The 16673-nt window shown below is 59.6% G+C and carries 13 protein-coding genes; 9 read left to right on the forward strand and 4 right to left on the reverse strand.

Features of this window, described 5'->3' with window-relative positions:
• Positions 1-515 (reverse strand): SAP domain-containing protein (locus CAPSK01_RS06480; RefSeq protein ID WP_273703210.1); only part of this gene is annotated, 515 nt, incomplete at its 3' end.
• 339 nt (positions 516-854) lie between these two features.
• On the opposite strand from CAPSK01_RS06480, the gene tolB reads away from it, so the two are divergent.
• From tolB to queC, 6 genes are read left to right on the forward strand one after another with little or no spacing between them, the layout of a single operon-like run.
• Positions 855-2117 (forward strand): Tol-Pal system beta propeller repeat protein TolB, encoded by a 1263-nt coding sequence (gene tolB / locus CAPSK01_RS06485; protein WP_273703323.1) that lies wholly within the window; start codon positions 855-857, stop codon positions 2115-2117.
• Positions 2118-2158: 41 nt separating this feature from the next.
• Positions 2159-2689 carry a peptidoglycan-associated lipoprotein Pal gene (pal, locus tag CAPSK01_RS06490; protein WP_034924165.1) on the forward strand — a complete coding sequence of 177 codons (531 nt, stop codon included), beginning with the start codon at positions 2159-2161 and terminating at the stop codon, positions 2687-2689.
• Between the two features lie 49 nt (positions 2690-2738).
• Entirely contained in the window at positions 2739-3491 is a 753-nt protein-coding gene (ybgF, locus tag CAPSK01_RS06495; RefSeq protein WP_273703211.1) for a tol-pal system protein YbgF, read from the forward strand.
• A 4-nt stretch (positions 3492-3495) separates the two neighbouring features.
• Entirely contained in the window at positions 3496-4155 is a 660-nt protein-coding gene (gene queE, locus CAPSK01_RS06500; RefSeq protein ID WP_273703212.1) for a 7-carboxy-7-deazaguanine synthase QueE, read from the forward strand.
• A gap of 19 nt (positions 4156-4174) precedes the next feature.
• A complete protein-coding gene (locus tag CAPSK01_RS06505) occupies positions 4175-4537 on the forward strand; it encodes a PilZ domain-containing protein (protein ID WP_034924175.1) in 363 nt (120 codons plus the stop codon).
• Positions 4538-4566: 29 nt separating this feature from the next.
• Positions 4567-5268, forward strand: a complete 702-nt coding sequence (queC, locus tag CAPSK01_RS06510; RefSeq protein WP_034924177.1) for a 7-cyano-7-deazaguanine synthase QueC — start codon at positions 4567-4569, stop codon at positions 5266-5268.
• 15 nt (positions 5269-5283) lie between these two features.
• Here queC and CAPSK01_RS06515 read toward each other — a convergent pair whose 3' ends face one another.
• Entirely contained in the window at positions 5284-6603 is a 1320-nt protein-coding gene (locus CAPSK01_RS06515; RefSeq protein ID WP_034924190.1) for a hemolysin family protein, read from the reverse strand.
• 401 nt (positions 6604-7004) lie between these two features.
• Between CAPSK01_RS06515 and CAPSK01_RS06520 the strand changes: the two genes are divergently transcribed.
• Positions 7005-7691 (forward strand): transglycosylase SLT domain-containing protein, encoded by a 687-nt coding sequence (locus CAPSK01_RS06520; protein ID WP_034924192.1) that lies wholly within the window; start codon positions 7005-7007, stop codon positions 7689-7691.
• Positions 7692-7742: 51 nt separating this feature from the next.
• Here CAPSK01_RS06520 and plsB read toward each other — a convergent pair whose 3' ends face one another.
• Positions 7743-10214 carry a glycerol-3-phosphate 1-O-acyltransferase PlsB gene (gene plsB / locus CAPSK01_RS06525; protein WP_273703213.1) on the reverse strand — a complete coding sequence of 824 codons (2472 nt, stop codon included), beginning with the start codon at positions 10212-10214 and terminating at the stop codon, positions 7743-7745.
• Between the two features lie 29 nt (positions 10215-10243).
• Entirely contained in the window at positions 10244-12292 is a 2049-nt protein-coding gene (fusA, locus tag CAPSK01_RS06530; protein ID WP_034924195.1) for an elongation factor G, read from the reverse strand.
• A gap of 253 nt (positions 12293-12545) precedes the next feature.
• On the opposite strand from fusA, the gene CAPSK01_RS06535 reads away from it, so the two are divergent.
• Complete coding sequence (locus CAPSK01_RS06535; protein ID WP_034924197.1) at positions 12546-14834, forward strand: NADP-dependent malic enzyme; 2289 nt, start codon at positions 12546-12548, stop codon at positions 14832-14834.
• Positions 14835-14949: 115 nt separating this feature from the next.
• Positions 14950-16662: a type IV-A pilus assembly ATPase PilB gene (pilB, locus tag CAPSK01_RS06540; RefSeq protein WP_034924201.1), complete on the forward strand. Its 1713-nt coding sequence runs from the start codon at positions 14950-14952 to the stop codon at positions 16660-16662.
• Positions 16663-16673 lie beyond the last annotated feature (11 nt).

Genomic DNA, 16673 nt, shown 5'->3' on the forward strand with positions numbered 1-16673 from the left:
TGTCGCCCCAGCGCCTCGGTGGCGACGAGGCGCAGCGGCTCGGATGCGCCGGCCGCCGCATGCGACGCAACGGTGGTCGGTAGCTCATCGTCGCTCAGGGTGGTGATCGCCAGCTCGGCCGGCCGCGGCGCCAGCCCGGCCAGACGCGGCAGCAGGTCCTCGGGGATCTCGCCATGGTAGAAGAAGAGCTTGAGGACGCTGGGTTGTTCGACCTTTGGCCTGCCCCAGGAAATATAGCTGCGCCGCACGAAGTACTCGGGGATCTTGCCGTACCTGAGCCGGAAGCGCACCGGGTCGAAGCGCCCTCCCCAGTGGTGGACCGCCTCGGCGATGGCGTCGATGTCCAGTGCGGAGAGGCGCTGCCAGACGCTGCCCAGATCCCCGGCCAGAAGATACTGGGCGAGCGCCTCGATGATCTCCGCCTTGCGCGTCGAGCGGTCGCCGCTGGGTGTCAGGTCGCGTCTCTGCTTCAGCTCGTCTACCGTCAGAAGATTCAATTGCTCGTGTAGTTTCATGGTCGTTTTCGCTGGGTGGATGCCTCTCTACGCCTGTAGCGCGGCTGGCGATGCAGATGGAGCGTGCTGGGAGGCGTATTTTACATGGATCGCTTCTGGGGCCGTGATGGCCACGGCCAGCAGTTCTCAAAGGGTGGTCTCCACGTCAGCGATCAAAAACCACACCGGGGGCTCAACGGTGACGTTCTCCACCCATTCCGGCATAGCACCGGGCATTCAGCCAAAATGAGAATTGCCGAGATCACGTTTGGTTACAAATCAAGAGCATTCAGAGGCGATATAATCGCGCATTCTGTATTGGACTGTACTATGTCTGGAATCGGACTCAAACTGCACCGGATGGGCCTGCTTGCCGTCAGCGCACTGGCCTTTCTGCAGCCTCCTGCACACGCCCAACTGACCATCGAGATCACGGGTGCCGGCGCCAACCGTATCCCGGTGGCCATCGCCGATTTTGGCGGCGAGGCGAACGCCTCGCGAGTGGTGACTTCGGTGGTGCGTGGCGACCTCGAACGGAGCGGCGTGTTCAAGATGATTGACACCGGGGGGGTGGCCATGACCGAGACGTCCAACCCGGCTTACCCGGAATGGAAAAGCCGTGGTGCCGACGCATTGGCTGCCGGCAGTATCGGCAGCAGTGACGATGGCCGACAGGAAGCACGGTTCCGCCTTTACGACGTCAACAAGCAGGCCGTTCTCGGCGGCTCCGCTTTTGTGACCTCAAAGGCCATGCTGCGTGCTGCCGGTCATCGCATCGCCGACATGATCTACGAAAAACTGACCGGAGAGCCTGGCGTTTTCTCCACGCGTGTCGCTTATGTGCTCAGGGTCAGCGCCGTACGCTACGAGCTGCATATCGCCGATGCGGATGGCCAGAATGCGCAAGTGGCGCTGATCTCCAAGGAACCGATCATCTCGCCTTCCTGGTCGCCAGACGGGGGCCGTCTGGCCTATGTTTCCTTTGAAAACAAGAAGCCGGTGGTCTACGTTCATTCGCTGGCTTCAGGCAAGCGGGTCGTCGTCGCCAACTTCAAGGGTTCCAACTCGGCGCCGGCGTGGTCGCCTGATGGCCGCAAGCTGGCGGTGGTGCTGAGCAAGGACGGCGGCTCGCAGATCTTTACCGTCAACGCCGATGGCTCTGGTGCACAGCGTCTGACGAACAGCAACGCGATCGATACCGAGCCCAATTTCTCGCCTGACGGGCAATTTGTCTATTTCACCTCGGATCGTGGTGGCAGCCCGCAGATTTACCGGATTGGTGTCGGCGGTGGCGAAGCCCAGAGAGTGAGCTTCGAAGGCAGTTACAATGTGACGCCGCGTCTTTCCCCTGACGGCAAGTCGATGGCGTTCATCAGTCGGCGTGAGGGGGGGTTCCGTCTTTCGGTGATGGACCTTGCCAGCCGGCAGGTGCAGATCCTGACCGACTCGCACAAGGATGAATCACCGACTTTTTCCCCGAACGGCCGGATGATCCTGATTGCCACCGAGATGGGCGGTCGCGGAGTGCTCTCGGCAGTTTCGATCGATGGCCGTATCAAGCAACGTCTTTCCATTACGGCGGGTGATGTTCGCGAACCGGCGTGGGGTCCCTTCAACAAATGAATCACGATTTTCACTTTAGCCTCTTGTGCAGGAGTAACCCCATGAAACCAATCGTCATCCCGGCCGTTCTGGCCCTCCTGATAGCCGCCTGCAGTTCGACTCCCGAGAGTGGTGAGCAGGCTGCCGGGGCGCCCGTCGAGACACGCGGAGGCGGACCAGGCGTGACAACGGTGACGACCGGCGGTGTCGATAGCCGTGGCTTGCCGGCGGTCCTCACCGATCCGAAGAGCATTCTGTCGAAGCGTAGCGTGTACTTTGACTACGACAGCTACGAAGTCAAGACCGAGTACAAGGATCTGGTGACCGCACACGCCAAGTTTCTGACCGAAAACCGCCAGTTCAAGATGCTGATCCAGGGAAATACCGACGAGCGAGGCAGTCGCGAGTACAACTTGGCGCTAGGTCAGAAACGCGCCGACGCGATCAGGAAGATGATGGCCTTGCTCGGCGCCCGCGAGGAGCAACTCGAATCGGTCAGCCTGGGCGAAGAGAAGCCGAAGAACGAGGGTCATCACGAGAGTGCCTGGGCCGAGAACCGGCGCGGCGACATGCTCTACAACGGCGAGTTCTAGCATGTCGGGAATGTCGATGCGGCGATGCTCCGGTCGAACCCACGTTCTGATGCTGACCCTGTTGTTTGGCGTGCCATGCGTATTCGGAGCGCGCTATGCGCATGCCGGGCTCTTCGATGATGAAGAAGCACGTCGTCAGATCAAGGACATCTCGATCAAGACCAACGAGCGCCTCGATACTTTCGCCAAGGGACAGATCGAGCTGGCCAATCAGATCCAGGCCTTGCGCGAAGAGAACTCGCGTCTGCGTGGCCAGGTCGAGACGCTGACCTATGAACTCGATTCGGCCAGAAAGCGGCAACAGGACTTCTACGTCGACCTCGACGGTCGCCTGCGCAAGCTCGAACCACAGGTCGCACAAAGTGCCGAGGCAAGATCTGCGGACGATGGCAAGCCGCCGGTTGACCCCCCCAGAAAAGCAGTCAGCGATCCGGCTGCCGAGACGCGCGAATACGAGGCGGCTCTCAACCTGTTTCGGGCCAACAAGGTCAAGGAAGCCGCCGCCGCCTTCGAATCTTTTGCCAAGGCACATCCGGACAGTACGCTGACCCCTAGCGCCCAGTACTGGCTTGGCAATGCCCATTACTCGCTGCGTGACTGCAAGAAGGCGATTGATGCGCACCGGCTAGTGGCCAGTAAATGGCCTGCTCATCCCAAGGCGCCGGACGCGCTGCTCAACGTGGCGACCTGCCAGCAGGAACTTGCCGACGCCAAGGCTGCAAAGATGACGCTCGACACGCTGGTCGCCAAGTATCCAGACAGCACCGCCGCCACTACCGCCAGGCAACGCCTGAAGAAGTAGGCTGGTGAAGGCCTCTGCCCGACCGTTTGCGCTGAAGATCAGCGAAATCTTTCTGTCCCTGCAAGGTGAAAGTTCGCGTGTTGGGTTGCCGTCGGTTTTTATCCGCCTGACCGGTTGCCCGTTACGTTGTGTCTGGTGCGATACTCCCTACGCCTTCAGCGGTGGCCAGACCATGTCCCTGCCGGAAATTCTTGCCGAGGTGGCGCATCACGCGGTACCCCACGTTTGCGTGACCGGCGGTGAGCCGCTCGCACAGCCAGCGTGTCTGCCGCTGTTGAGCGAGTTGAGCGATGCCGGCCATACGGTGTCGCTGGAAACGTCCGGTGCGCTCGACATCGGTGGCGTCGATCGACGGGTTTCACGAATCGTTGATCTCAAGGCGCCGGGTTCCGGGGAATGTCACCGCAATCGCTGGCAGAACCTGGCGCTGCTGACCGCCAACGACGAACTCAAGCTGGTTCTCAAGGACCGTGCCGATTACGAGTGGGCACGCCAGTTGATCGTCGACCGCCAGCTTGCTGCGCTCTGTCCGGTCCTCCTTTCACCTGTCGAAGGGGAACTCGCGGCGACGACGCTGGCGGACTGGATACTCACCGATCGGCTACCGGTGCGTTTTCAGTTGCAACTCCACAAAGTGCTTTGGGGTAAGATGCGAGGCAGGTAACTTGAGAGAGGCCCGTGCCGTGAGCGAAGAACGCCGCCAGTATTCCCGAATCTCCTTTGCATCACCCGCGCAACTGCTGCTGGGCAAGCGGGCGTTTGAGGTGCAGGTGCTGGACCTTTCCTTGAAGGGCGCGCTGCTGCATCTGCCGGATGCGGCCGATCTGGCGATGGGAGAGGCTGCCGACCTGGACCTGCCCCTCGATGAAATGGGCAATCGGATTCGCATGCAGACCACCGTCGCTCATCTCGAAGGCAGACAGGCCGGCTTGGTGTGCCAGATCATCGACATCGATAGCGTTACCCACCTGCGTCGCCTGGTCGAACTCAACCTTGGCAATGCCGACCTGCTGCAGCGGGAGCTGGCGGTGCTGCTTGCCGGGTAGACCTGGACCTGCGTCGTATTGACCAGGCCATGAACAGACCACTCCCAGTTCCCGGCAAGCGGGCAGTCGTTCTCCTCTCTGGCGGACTCGATTCGGCGACCACGCTGGCGATCGCCCGTGCGAGCGGTTTCGCGTGCTATTGCCTGTCGGTTGACTATGGTCAGCGTCATCGTGTCGAGCTGCGGGCGGCAGCGGCGGTTGCCGGCGCACTCGGGGCTTGTGAGCATCGGGTATTGCGCCTTCGGCTGGAAGACTTCGGGGGGTCGGCGCTGACCGACGCCAGCATCGCTGTTCCCGTCGCTGGCCTGCAGCCGGGAATTCCTGTCACTTACGTACCGGCACGCAACACCGTCATGCTTTCGCTGGCCCTGGCCTGGGCCGAGGTGCTGGGTAGCCGCGATATTTTCATCGGCGTCAACGCGGTCGACTACTCGGGTTACCCCGATTGCCGGCCGGAGTACATTGCAGCTTTCGAAAGCATGGCCAATCTCGCCACCAAGGCTGCCGTCGAAGGTGCAACACTGCGCATGCACGCGCCGCTGCTGAATTTTGGCAAGGCCGAGATCATTGCTCGGGGCAACGAACTGGGTGTTGACTATGGCCTGACGGTTTCATGTTACCAGGCCGACCAGGACGGACGTGCCTGCGGCGTTTGCGATTCTTGCCGATTGCGACGAGCTGGTTTTGCTGCAGCCGGGGTTGACGACCCGACGGCTTATTTTGTTTCATGACAGCAGCCGGAGCAATCATTCGCTGGCATTGACCGTCGCCTCGCTGACGCACCGCCTGCGCGCAACCAGCACCTTGTCCACTCGATTGCGATCCATATCGACTACTTCGAAATGCCATTCGGCCCATTCGAAGTGATCCGCTGCCACCGGAATGCGACCGAGCACATACATGATGAAGCCACCCAGTGTGTTGAAGGCGTTCTCCTCTTCGCCTGGCAGCTCGGCATTGATCTGGAGAATCGTTTTCAAGCGTTCGACGGTGACGCTGCCGTCAGCCAGCCATGAACCATCGGTGCGGGTGACGATCTCCTGTTCCTCGGTAGTATCCCAACTCGGGAGATCGCCGACGATCGAAGCCAGTACGTCGCTGAGGGTGACCAGACCCTGCAGGTCGCCGTATTCGTCGATCATCAGCGCGCACTGCTGGCGCGCGCGGCGGAAGGTTTCGAGCAGTTGGGTGGTCGTGACGCTGGCGGGCACATACAGCGCCGGCCGGACAAATGGCTCAACCGCGAGTGGCTCGCCAAAGAGGGCGCCCTTGAGGAGGTCGTTGGTGCGCAGAATGCCAATCACATTCTCCAGACCGTCGCGGCAGGCGACAATCCGCTTGTAGGGGCTGTCGGCGAGTCGCTGGCGAATTTCCGCTTCGCTCGCGTTCAGGTCGAGCAGGTAGATATCCTTGCGCGGGGTCATGATCGCGCCGATGTGCTGTTCGTCGAGTCGCAACACATTGGCGACGATGGCTTGTTCGCTTGCGTGGAAGACGCCGGCCTTGGCGCCCTGGCTCATCAGGACCTTGATCTCGTCGTTGCTCACCGAGGACTCCTGCGTGTGGCGCGCTCCTAGCAGACGCAGGAGCAGGTTGGATGACGAAGCGAGCAGCCAGACCAGCGGACGCGCCAGTCGCGAGAGCAGGTTCATTGGTGGCGCAATCAGCGCAGCGATACGCTCCGGGGCCAACAGGCCGAGGCGTTTGGGAACCAGTTCGCCGACCACGACCGAGAAATAGGTCAGCACGGTGACGACCAGCGTCAGAGCGATCGTGCTGGCGTGGTCCGCGAGGACTGGCCATGTTTCCAGCCATGCGGCGAGCGGAATGGCCAAGGTGGCCTCGCCGATGGCGCCACTGAGAATACCCACCGTGGTGATGCCGACCTGAACGGTGGAGAGAAAAATCGAGGGCTCGTGATGCAATGAGAGGGCTGAGCGCGCGCCCATATTACCGTCGTCAGCCAGCTTCAGCAGGCGTGACTGGCGCGCAGAGACGACCGCGATTTCCGACATCGCCAGGATGCCGTTGAGCAGGATCAGAAAGAGTAATAGGGCAATGTCCACGAGGGCTCGGTGATCGGGAAATTTCCGTGCATGGCAACGTTGGCAGCGCTTCTGAACGGCATTATAAGGTTCTCTGGTGATCCCGGGACAGGTCGTCAAGGTTTATGTCCACGGCATCCGAATGGCATTGTTAGCGTTGCTGGAACGAGTGTTACCCGTGTGCAGTTTCAAAGCCGGTTGACAAAATTCATACTTATCAATAGACTGCGTTTTCCGCAGTAGAAAATGAACGCATTGCAGCTAGACAGCTGCATCCTCGCCGCTCTGTCCGCCGTCCATCAAAGCGCACAGAGTTCCGGCCTCAGGGGAAGTGTCCCCCAGTATTCGAGGCTTTGCACCCGCCTGTAACCGTCCGTCGTCGAGCTGTTTCTTGGCGCGACGAACTCAGTGAAGGAGAGAGCATGTCCGCAACAATCGCACTTGGAAATATCAAGGGGCGTCGTATCGACGCCACTTTGAGTTTGATTCAGCATAGTCTGATCATCGTTGGGCTGATGGTCGCATTGGGCACCTTCAAGCCTTCGGTTGCCGACAACGCCGTCGCAGACAGCCAGTACGCTGCCGAGTCTGCGAACACCGTCGAAGTACCCGAAACGGAAGAAGCCCTCAAGCCCGCGGCAGAAGAGTTGCCGCTGTACCTGCAACGCGTTCTGGATTTCGTTTCGCGACGCTACCGGGTGGCGCCGGAAGCGCTGGTCCCGATCTTCGAGGCGGCGCAGGCGGTTGGCCGGGAACGTCGCCTTGATCCTCTGCTGATCATTGCCATCATTGGTATCGAGTCGCGCTTCAACCCCTTTGCCGAAAGCGCGAGTGGTGCCAAAGGCCTGATGCAGGTGATCCCGGGTTATCACCTTGACAAGATACCGCAAGGCGCTGGGCTGCAGCCGTTTCTCGATCCGGTGACCAATATCCAGGTCGGCGTGCATGTTCTGGAGGAGGCGATCCGTTGGCGTGGCGGCCTGACTGCCGGCCTGCAGCACTATGGTGGCGCGCCCGAAGATCCTGACACGGGCTATGCCAACAAGGTTCTTGCCGAGAAGGAACGCCTTGCGCAGGCAGCCAGGCGAGGTTATGGCGCGCGTGGCTGAGGATCGTGTTGCGCCGATGTGCAGGAGGTCGCGAACGGCATGCGCGGCGCATCAACTGGCCACGCCAGCACCAGCAATGCGCCGGATGGCTTGCCGGGCCTCGACCGAGAGGACGAGTTCGGAATGGGCCAGGGGCGTCATCAGTCGCTCATCAAAATGTAGCAGTCCGTGGTCATCCTCGCGCAGGAATTCCGCTTCGATCAGGTTGGCTATGAAGGCAGAGAAGGTCGCCTTTTCAGGAAACTCCGGGGTATTGAACTGATAGAGCAGGGAGAGCCGTTGCGCCAGCAGATGGCAGTGATTTTCGAGTGCCTGGCGGGTCAATTGACCCGTCCCGTGTCGCTGCAGCAGCGACAGCGTAAGGAAGTGACGTTCCAGCAATGGGCGGATGGTTTCGCCGAGCAGGTGTAGTTCGGCAAATTCCTGACTGATGGGCTCCGGTGCGACAAGCCTTCCCGACACGTCCGAGCGACCCAGAAGACCGCGCCTGACGAGCACGCCAATGACCTCTTCGGTAGCTCTCGCCAGTTTGTCGAGAGGCCAGCGAAGAAACAGTTCTGCTCGCATCAGGGCGCAAATGCCGGTCACTGCCTTTGCCACGCGAGCACTATCGAGGCGGCGGTTGTGGCTCAGCAGGCAGGCGAGCACTGCCGGCAAGGCAAACAGGTGCAGGACATTGTTGCGAAAATAGGCGAGCAGGGGGGCCTGTTCTTTGCATACCCGGATCAGATCTCCCAGCGGATCAGCGAAACGTTCGACGACGGCCAGTCGCTCGGCGTAGGCCACGATTGGTTGCGCCGCCAGTCCGCAGGCAATGGTCGTCGGCGCGTACGGGGCCTCTCTGGCGAGCGCCTGGTAGTGCTCGATCATCCGCTGCAAGGCGTGCTCGTCGGCGGTATGTTTGGGTGTCGCCAGCAGTGCGAGGGCGATCAGGTTGATCGGATTGAGCACGGCCGCCTCGTTGATCCGTTTGGCGAGTTCGGCTGCCGCGTTGCGCGTGGCGGCGCGCGCCCATAATGATTGACTGGCGGCGCCTTCCTCGCTCCAGCCCGGGTGGTGGGCATCAAGAAAACCAGCCAGAGGCAGCGGTTCACCAATGTTTACATGCACCTGGCCAAATACCCGCTGGATGCTGCGCACACTTTTCAGGATGCCAAGCAATGTTTCACGTTGCTTGGGTTTGCCCGCCAGTTCTCCGAGGTAGGTCCGACCCTCCATCAGTTTTTCGTAACCGATGTATACCGGAACGAATACCAACGGTCGTGCGTGTTCCCGGATGAAGCTTTGCACGGTCATGCCAAGGATGCCTGCCTTGGGTGTCAACATCCTGCCACTGCGGCTGCGCCCGCCTTCGATGAAGTACTCGATCGGGAAGCCTCGTGCCAGCATCAGGTGCAGGTATTCGTGGAATACCGCAGCATACAGTGGTTCACCTTTGAAGCTGCGGCGCAGGAAGAAGGCGCCGCCGCGGCGTAGCAGCGATCCGACGATCGGCAGATTCAGGTTGGCACCGGCGGCGATATGCGGCGGCGTCAACCCCTGGCGGACGATGATGTAGGACAGAAGCAGGTAATCGATGTGGCTGCGGTGGCAGGGGACGTATACGATTTCGTGCCCGGAGGCGATGCGGGTGACGACGTCAAAGTGATGCAGCTGAATGCCGTCGTAAAGGCGGGTCCACAGCCAGGACAGAAAGAGTTCCAGGGCGCGCAGAACTCCATAGGAGTAGTCGGAGGCGATCTCCAGCGCGAAGTTGACGGCCCTTGCTTTGGCCTCGACGAGCGGGATTCCCTGTGTTTCGGCTTCGCTCATGATCGCCGCGCGGACCTGCTCGCCGGCAAGCACCGCATCCACCTGGGTGTTGCGATGCGAGAGGTCGGGCCCGATGGCCATCTGGCGCTGGCGGCGAAAGTGCACCCGCAAGATGCGCGACAGCTTGCGTAGTGCCTGCTCCTCATCCAGTCCCCCCTGCAGGAGATTGCGCAGCAAAATGGGTGTGTTATAGCGCACCAGGACATTGCGACCGTGCAGCAGAATCGCCAGCAATTGCCGCCATGCGCCAGGCGGACGCCAGGTTTCCGAGAACAGCGCCTTGAGGACCGAATCCTGTGTGTCAGGACTGCGTCCCCAGAGGATGAGTACCGGCACCAACTGAACGTCGAGCGTCTGGTCGGCGACCGTTTGGCGTATCAGGCTGGCCAGCAAGGCGGAGTAATTGGCGCCGTCGCGTGCTCTGCCGGCCAGGCTGCGGTCACGGTTGAGGAAGAAGAATGAGCGAAGCAGCCGTTGCCCGCCCAGCACCATCGGTACATCGGCGCGCGGCAAACCGGCTCGTCGCGATTCCTCGACAAGGACCAGCAGGTTCGAGAGATGCCTGTCCTGAAGGACGTAACAGACCGGTATCGCCGGGTCAAGGCCCAAAGCCTGCAGATTCTCAGGAAAAACCGAGGTCCGTACCCAGGCGTAGAGCAGGCGTCGCGCTAGAGGAATGAACCAGTTGGAGATCTTGAAGACCTTCCCCACGACGACGCTGTCCGTCCTGGTCGTCGCGCTTATTCCTCCTCGACCACCTTGTGCTGTGCCGCCAGATGTTGCTGTGTTGCCGGCGGTACCTGTGCGTAGTGCGAGAAGGCGATGCTGTACGAACCCTGTCCGCCGGTCAGTGACTTGAGACGCGACTGGTAGCCTTCAAGTTCGGCCAACGGTGCCTGACCGGTAATCGCCATGATCCCTGGGCCCCGCGGTTGAGTGCCGGTGAGGTGACCGCGTTTGCTGGAGAGGTCGCCGGTCACGTCACCGGTGAGCGCCTCCGGCGCCAGGATTTCGATGTCGACGACCGGTTCGAGGATGATCGGCTTGGCGGCACGAATTGCCTCGACGGTCGCTTTCTTGGCGGCCATGAAAAAGGCGATGTCCTTGCCGTCGACCGGATGTGACTTGCCATCATGCACGGTAACGCGCAGATCCTCCACCGGGAAGCCGGCAACGACGCCGTCAGCCAGTGCCTGACGAACACCTTTCTCGACTGCCGCCATGAAGACCCCGGGAATCACGCCGCCTTTGACGATATCGACGAACTCGAAGCCGGCGCCCCGTTCGAGCGGCTCGACCCGTAACATCACTTCGCCGAATTGGCCCGCGCCCCCACTCTGCTTCTTGTGCCGGCAGTGCCCTTCAGCCGACCCGGTAACGGCTTCACGATAGGCAATCTGTGGCGGTTTGGTGTCGAGTTCCAGCTTGTACTGCTGAGCCAGGCGCGTCAGCTTGGCGCGCAGATGCATTTCACCGAGACCGCGAATCACCGTCTCGTTGGTCGTTGGATGACGTTCTATCCTGAAGCAGGGGTCCTCGACCTCGAGTTTGTGCAGGATCTCGAACAGCCGCTGCTCGTCGGCCTTGCGCCGTGCATGAACGGCCAGGCCGTGCATCGGTAGCGGGAACTCGAGTGGCCGCAGATGAATATGGTCTTCGTCGTGTGAGTCATGCAATACGCAGTCGAATTCGAGTTCCTCGACCTTGGCAATTGCACCCAGGTCACCAGGTACCAGCGTTTCGACCTCGACATAATCCTTCCCCTGCAGGCGATAGATGTGGCCGACCTTGAACGGACGCTTGCCGTCGCCGACAAAGAGCTGTGAATCCTTCCGGATCGTCCCCTGATGGACGCGGATCACCCCGACCTTGCCGATGAACGGGTCGCTGACAACCTTGAAGACGTGCGCCAGTACATGCTTCTGCGGATCGGGATCGGCCGCGAAGGGCTCGGCTGATCCGCCGGGCTCGCCGCGATAAAAAGGCGGTGGGTTACCCTCTGCCGGATTAGGCGCGAGTCTGGCGAGAACGTCGAGCAATTGCGGGATTCCGGCTCCAGTCTTTGCCGAAACAAAGAGAATCGGAATCAGGTGGCCTGCGCGCAGTGCCTTCTCAAAGGGCAGGTGCAATTCATCCGGAGTCGGATCGACCCCTTCGTCCAGGTATTTTGCCAGCAGATCCTCGTCTTCCTCGACGATCTGGTCGATCAGCGCACGGTGTGCTGCTGCCACCGATTCGAAATCGCTTTCGCCATCGTCATGGCCGAGCAGTTCGACGACTTCACTCCCCTGTTTCGCCGGCAGGTCAAGCAACATGCATTCACGACCGAAGCGATCACGGATTTCGCCGACCAGCGCCGGAAGGTTGATGTTCTCCGCGTCGATTTTGTTGATCACGATCATCCGGCAAACACCGCGAGCTGCGGCCAGCTTCATCATGCGTTCGCTTGAGAGTTCGATGCCGTTTTGCGCACTGATGACCACCAGGGCCGTGTCCACGGCAGCGAGCGCGGCAATCGCCTGTCCAGCGAAGTCGGGAAATCCCGGCGTATCGAGCAAATGAACCAGGACGCCTTGCCAAGTAAAACTCGCCAGCGCTGAATTCAGCGAGTAGCCAAACTCTTTTTCTTGCGCATCAAAATCGCAAACCGTGCTGCCTTTTTCAACGGCGCCCCGGCTGCTGATTGCGCCGGCTGCGGCGAGCAGGCTTTCGGCAAGCGTTGTCTTGCCGGCGGCACCGTGGCCGACGAGAGCAACGGTGCGAAGGTTACTGGTGGCGGTTTGGCCCATTCATCATCTCCCATTCAAGTCAAACGCAAGCCGCAGCTGCAGAAATAACCCCATGGTAAGTTGGCTGCGCGTGCGTCCATCATTTTACCCCGGCGACAGCCGCTGCGCTTGCACGTCGTGTTGTCGCTGGCGAACACTGGCATGCAAAACCGGTCGGCATCGCCATTGCAAATCACATCAGTTTTGTGTAAATCGAATGAGTCGGCTAAAGTAATGCGCTTTTACGTCGACGAACGCTGCGTCAGGAGGCAACATGGAAAATGATCCCCGTCAGGCTGGTCTTTGCGAGGCCGCCCTTGAATATCACCGTTACCCGACTCCGGGCAAGATCGCTGTACAGCCCACCAAGGGCTTGAGTAATCAGCTCGATCTGGCTCTCGCCTATTCTCCAGGAGTTGCTTATGCTTGCCATGCCATCGTTGATGACCCGGCGGCGGTCAGTTTGTACACTTCGCGAGCCAACCTGGTGGGCGTCATTACCAACGGTACTGCCGTGCTCGGCCTGGGTAATATCGGCCCTCTGGCAGCCAAACCGGTCATGGAAGGCAAGGGCTGTCTGTTCAAGAAGTTCGCCGGAATTGACGTTTTTGACATTGAACTCAGCGAGAGCGACCCGGACAAGCTGATCGACTTGATTGCTGCAATGGAGCCAACGCTGGGCGGCATCAATCTCGAAGACATCAAGGCTCCAGAGTGCTTCTACATCGAGGCCAAGCTCAAGGAAAGGATGTCGATCCCGGTCTTTCATGACGATCAGCACGGTACGGCAATCATTTCATCGGCTGCGATCATGAATGCACTCAAGGTGGCCGGCAAGGCGATTGACGAAGTGAAAGTCGTTTGCTCCGGCGCGGGCGCTGCCGCGATCTCCTGTCTCAATCTCTGGTGTGAACTGGGTGTTCGTCGTGAGAACGTCACCGTATGCGACTCGAAAGGAGTGATCTACGCCGGACGTGACGCAAACATGGAACCGACGAAAGCGGCGTATGCACGCACCACCGAGGCGCGCACACTCTACGAGGCAATTGATGGTGCAGATGTCTTCCTTGGACTTTCTGCTGCGGGCGCGCTCGAACCGGAGATGCTCACCCGCATGGCCAAGCAGCCGATCGTTTTCGCCCTTGCCAACCCAATCCCGGAAATCATGCCCGAACTGGCCCGCGAGGTCCGTCCCGACGTGATCATTGCAACCGGTCGTTCGGACTACGCCAACCAGGTCAACAATGTGCTGTGTTTTCCGTTCATTTTTCGCGGCGCACTCGATGTCGGCGCAACATGCATCAACGAACACATGAAGATGGCCTGTGTCAAGGCACTGGCGGCGATGGCCGAGGAAGAGGTGAGTGCCGAAGTGGCAATGGCCTATCCTGGCGAGGAACTGGCGTTTGGCCCGGATTATCTGATCCCAAAGCCCTTCGATCCGCGCCTGATCACCATCATTGCGCCGGCTGTGGCGCAGGCAGCGATGGATTCCGGTGTGGCGACCAGGCCAATTGCCGATATGCCTGCTTACCGGGAAAAGCTCAAGGAATTCGTTTACCAGACGGGGGTAGGCATGCGCGCGGTGTTCTCGGCCGCCAAGCGGGGGCGAAGGACCCGCATTGTCTATCCCGATGGCGAAGATGAGCGCCTGTTGCGCGCTGTGCAGATCATTCTTGATGAAGGGCTGACCCGCCCCATATTGATTGGGCGCCCGAGCGTGATTGTGACGCGACTGGAAAGGATTGGCTCGAAATTGCGTGTCGGTACGGATTTCGATGTCGTCGATCCGAACAGTGACCATCGCTATAAAGAATGCTGGACGGCCTATCATCAGCTCAGGAAGCGCCAAGGCGTGACGATCGACATTGCCAAGACACGCTTGCGCAGCGATAACACGATCATCGGCGCCATGCTGCTCAGGCTTGGTTACGCCGATGGAATGATCTGCGGCCTGACTGGCCGTTTCTTGCATCACCTGCGACATGTTGACGAGATCATCGGCAAAGCGCCGGGTTGCAAGACGATGGCAGCAATGGCGCATCTCTTGCTTCCTGGTCGCGCCATGTTCATCTGCGACACCCATGTCAACGAGAATCCCGACGCCGAACAACTGGCTGAAATTGCCTTCATGGCTGTGGAAGAAGTTCGCCGCTTCAAGATCCGTCCCAAGCTGGCGATGCTGTCGCATTCCAACTTTGGCTCGTCGCAGACTGTTTCAGCCCGTAAGGTGGCCGAGGCAGTCGCGATTGTGCGTGCCAAGGCGCCGGATCTGGAAGTCGACGGGGAAATGCGTGGCGACAGTGCACTTTCAGCGGAGATACGCAAGCAGTTTGATCCCCAATCGCCGCTGACCGGAGAGGCCAATGTGCTGGTGATGCCAAACCTGGACGCAGCCAACATCTCTTTCAACCTGCTCAAGATGATCGGCAGTGATGGTATGGCGGTCGGCCCGATCCTGCTCGGTGCCGCGCGTCCGGTGCATGTACTTGGGCCCACGTCAACCGTTCGCCGGATAGTGAACATGACCGCCTTGGTCGTGGTGGACGCAGCCAACAAGTAAGGACTCGGAACGCTTCTTTACAAACACGCGCCGCCAATGCATTATCAGGTTGGGCCAGTTCGGTATAACCGGGATCTGACAGTTTAACAAGCCTTGTAAAGTCCTATCGCGAATAATGGCAGCCAATCCGCAACAATCCCAGCTGAGCGGGCTTGCCCGTGCGCTTGTACAAGCTGGCCGACTCAAGGAAGTAGAGGCAGAGTCTCTGCTTGAGCAAGCCATTGCCAAGAAGACTTCGCTGATCGAACAACTGGTGGCCGCGAAGAAGGCAAGCTTCCTTGAATTGGCACGTTTTTCGTCAGACAAGTTTGGTTTTCCGCTGCTCGACCTGGCTGCCTTTGACGACTCGAACATCCAGAAAAATGCGATTGACCGAAAGCTGATCACGGCTCACCAAGTCGTGCCACTGCACAAGCGCGGCAATCGCCTGGCAGTTGCGATCGCTGATCCAACCAATCTGCGTGCGCTTGACGAGATACGCTTTCAGACCGGGTTAACGGTCGACCCGGTCATCGTTGAGGAAAACAAGCTCATTCCGCTGGTCGCGAGGATATCCGAATCGACCGAAGATGCCTTGAAGGGTTTTAGTAACGATGACCTCAATCTCGAGTTCACCGACGAGCAAAGCCAGGAAAAGGAAGAGGTTGCAAATCTTGAAGTTGATGATGCTCCGGTCGTCAGGTTCATACAAAAAATGATGCTCGACGCGATCAACGATGGCGCCTCGGACATTCACTTCGAACCCTACGAGAAAAACTACCGCATCCGCTTTCGCACTGACGGCATCTTGCGGGAAGTTGCCGCTCCGCCTCTGGTCATCAAGGACAAGATTGCCTCCCGTATCAAGGTGATTTCACGCCTGAACATTGCCGAGAAGCGTGTTCCCCAGGACGGCCGCATGCGGTTGGTGCTTTCGAAGCATCGATCGATCGACTTCCGGGTCAGTACCTTGCCGACGATGTACGGCGAGAAGATCGTCTTGCGGATTCTGGACCCGGCCAGTGCCAGCATGGGAATTGATGCCCTGGGGTATGAGCCCGAGCAGAGAGCGATATTGCTTGACGCCATCCATCGCCCTTACGGCATGATTCTGGTGACCGGGCCCACGGGTTCAGGGAAAACGGTCTCGCTGTACACCTGTCTCAATATTCTCAACAGACCAGGGGTCAACATCTCGACAGCCGAGGACCCTGCTGAAATCCCTTTGCCGGGAATCAATCAGGTGAACGTCGACGACAAGGCCGGGTTGAGCTTTCCGGTAGCCCTCAAGGCTTTTCTCCGTCAGGACCCGGACATCATCATGGTGGGCGAAATTCGTGACATCGAAACTGCAGAGATTGCGATCAAGGCAGCGCAAACCGGGCATATGGTTCTGTCGACCCTGCACACCAATGATGCTCCGGCAACCCTGACCCGTCTGATGAACATGGGCATTCCGACTTTCAATCTGGCCGCAAGCATTCTGCTGATCACTGCGCAGCGGCTGGTTCGTCGGCTTTGTACCTGCAAGCGACCTCTCGATACGCCGATCGAGACACTACTCAATGCCGGATTTCTGGAAAGCGATATTGATGGAAGCTGGACCTTGTACGGCCCGGGGGAATGCGAACTCTGCAAGGGCAGCGGTTACAAGGGACGCGTCGGCCTCTACGAAGTCATGCCGGTGACGGAAGCGATTCAGCGCATCATCATGGCTAATGGAACCGAGCTGGATATTGCGATCCAGGCCCGCAAGGAAGGCGTCAATGATCTGCGTCGTTCCGGTTTGCTGAAGGTCATGCAAGGGCTGACTTCCCTTGATGAGGTTCTCGGCAGTACCAACGTTTGAAAAAGAGGTAG

Origin of the sequence: Candidatus Accumulibacter vicinus (genome assembly GCF_000584955.1) — a bacterium.
GTDB lineage: Bacteria > Pseudomonadota > Gammaproteobacteria > Burkholderiales > Rhodocyclaceae > Accumulibacter > Accumulibacter vicinus.

Bases quoted from the DNA above. Each gene is read 5' to 3' on its own strand.
- CAPSK01_RS06535 (WP_034924197.1), top strand. From the start codon at position 12,546: ATGGAAAATGATCCCCGTCAGGCTGGTCTTTGCGAGGCCGCCCTTGAA.
- pilB (WP_034924201.1), top strand. From the start codon at position 14,950: ATGGCAGCCAATCCGCAACAATCCCAGCTGAGCGGGCTTGCCCGTGCG.
- CAPSK01_RS06520 (WP_034924192.1), top strand. From the start codon at position 7,005: ATGTCCGCAACAATCGCACTTGGAAATATCAAGGGGCGTCGTATCGAC.
- queC (WP_034924177.1), top strand. From the start codon at position 4,567: ATGAACAGACCACTCCCAGTTCCCGGCAAGCGGGCAGTCGTTCTCCTC.
- tolB (WP_273703323.1), top strand. From the start codon at position 855: ATGGGCCTGCTTGCCGTCAGCGCACTGGCCTTTCTGCAGCCTCCTGCA.
- pal (WP_034924165.1), top strand. From the start codon at position 2,159: ATGAAACCAATCGTCATCCCGGCCGTTCTGGCCCTCCTGATAGCCGCC.
- fusA (WP_034924195.1), bottom strand. From the start codon at position 12,292: ATGGGCCAAACCGCCACCAGTAACCTTCGCACCGTTGCTCTCGTCGGC.
- ybgF (WP_273703211.1), top strand. From the start codon at position 2,739: ATGCTGACCCTGTTGTTTGGCGTGCCATGCGTATTCGGAGCGCGCTAT.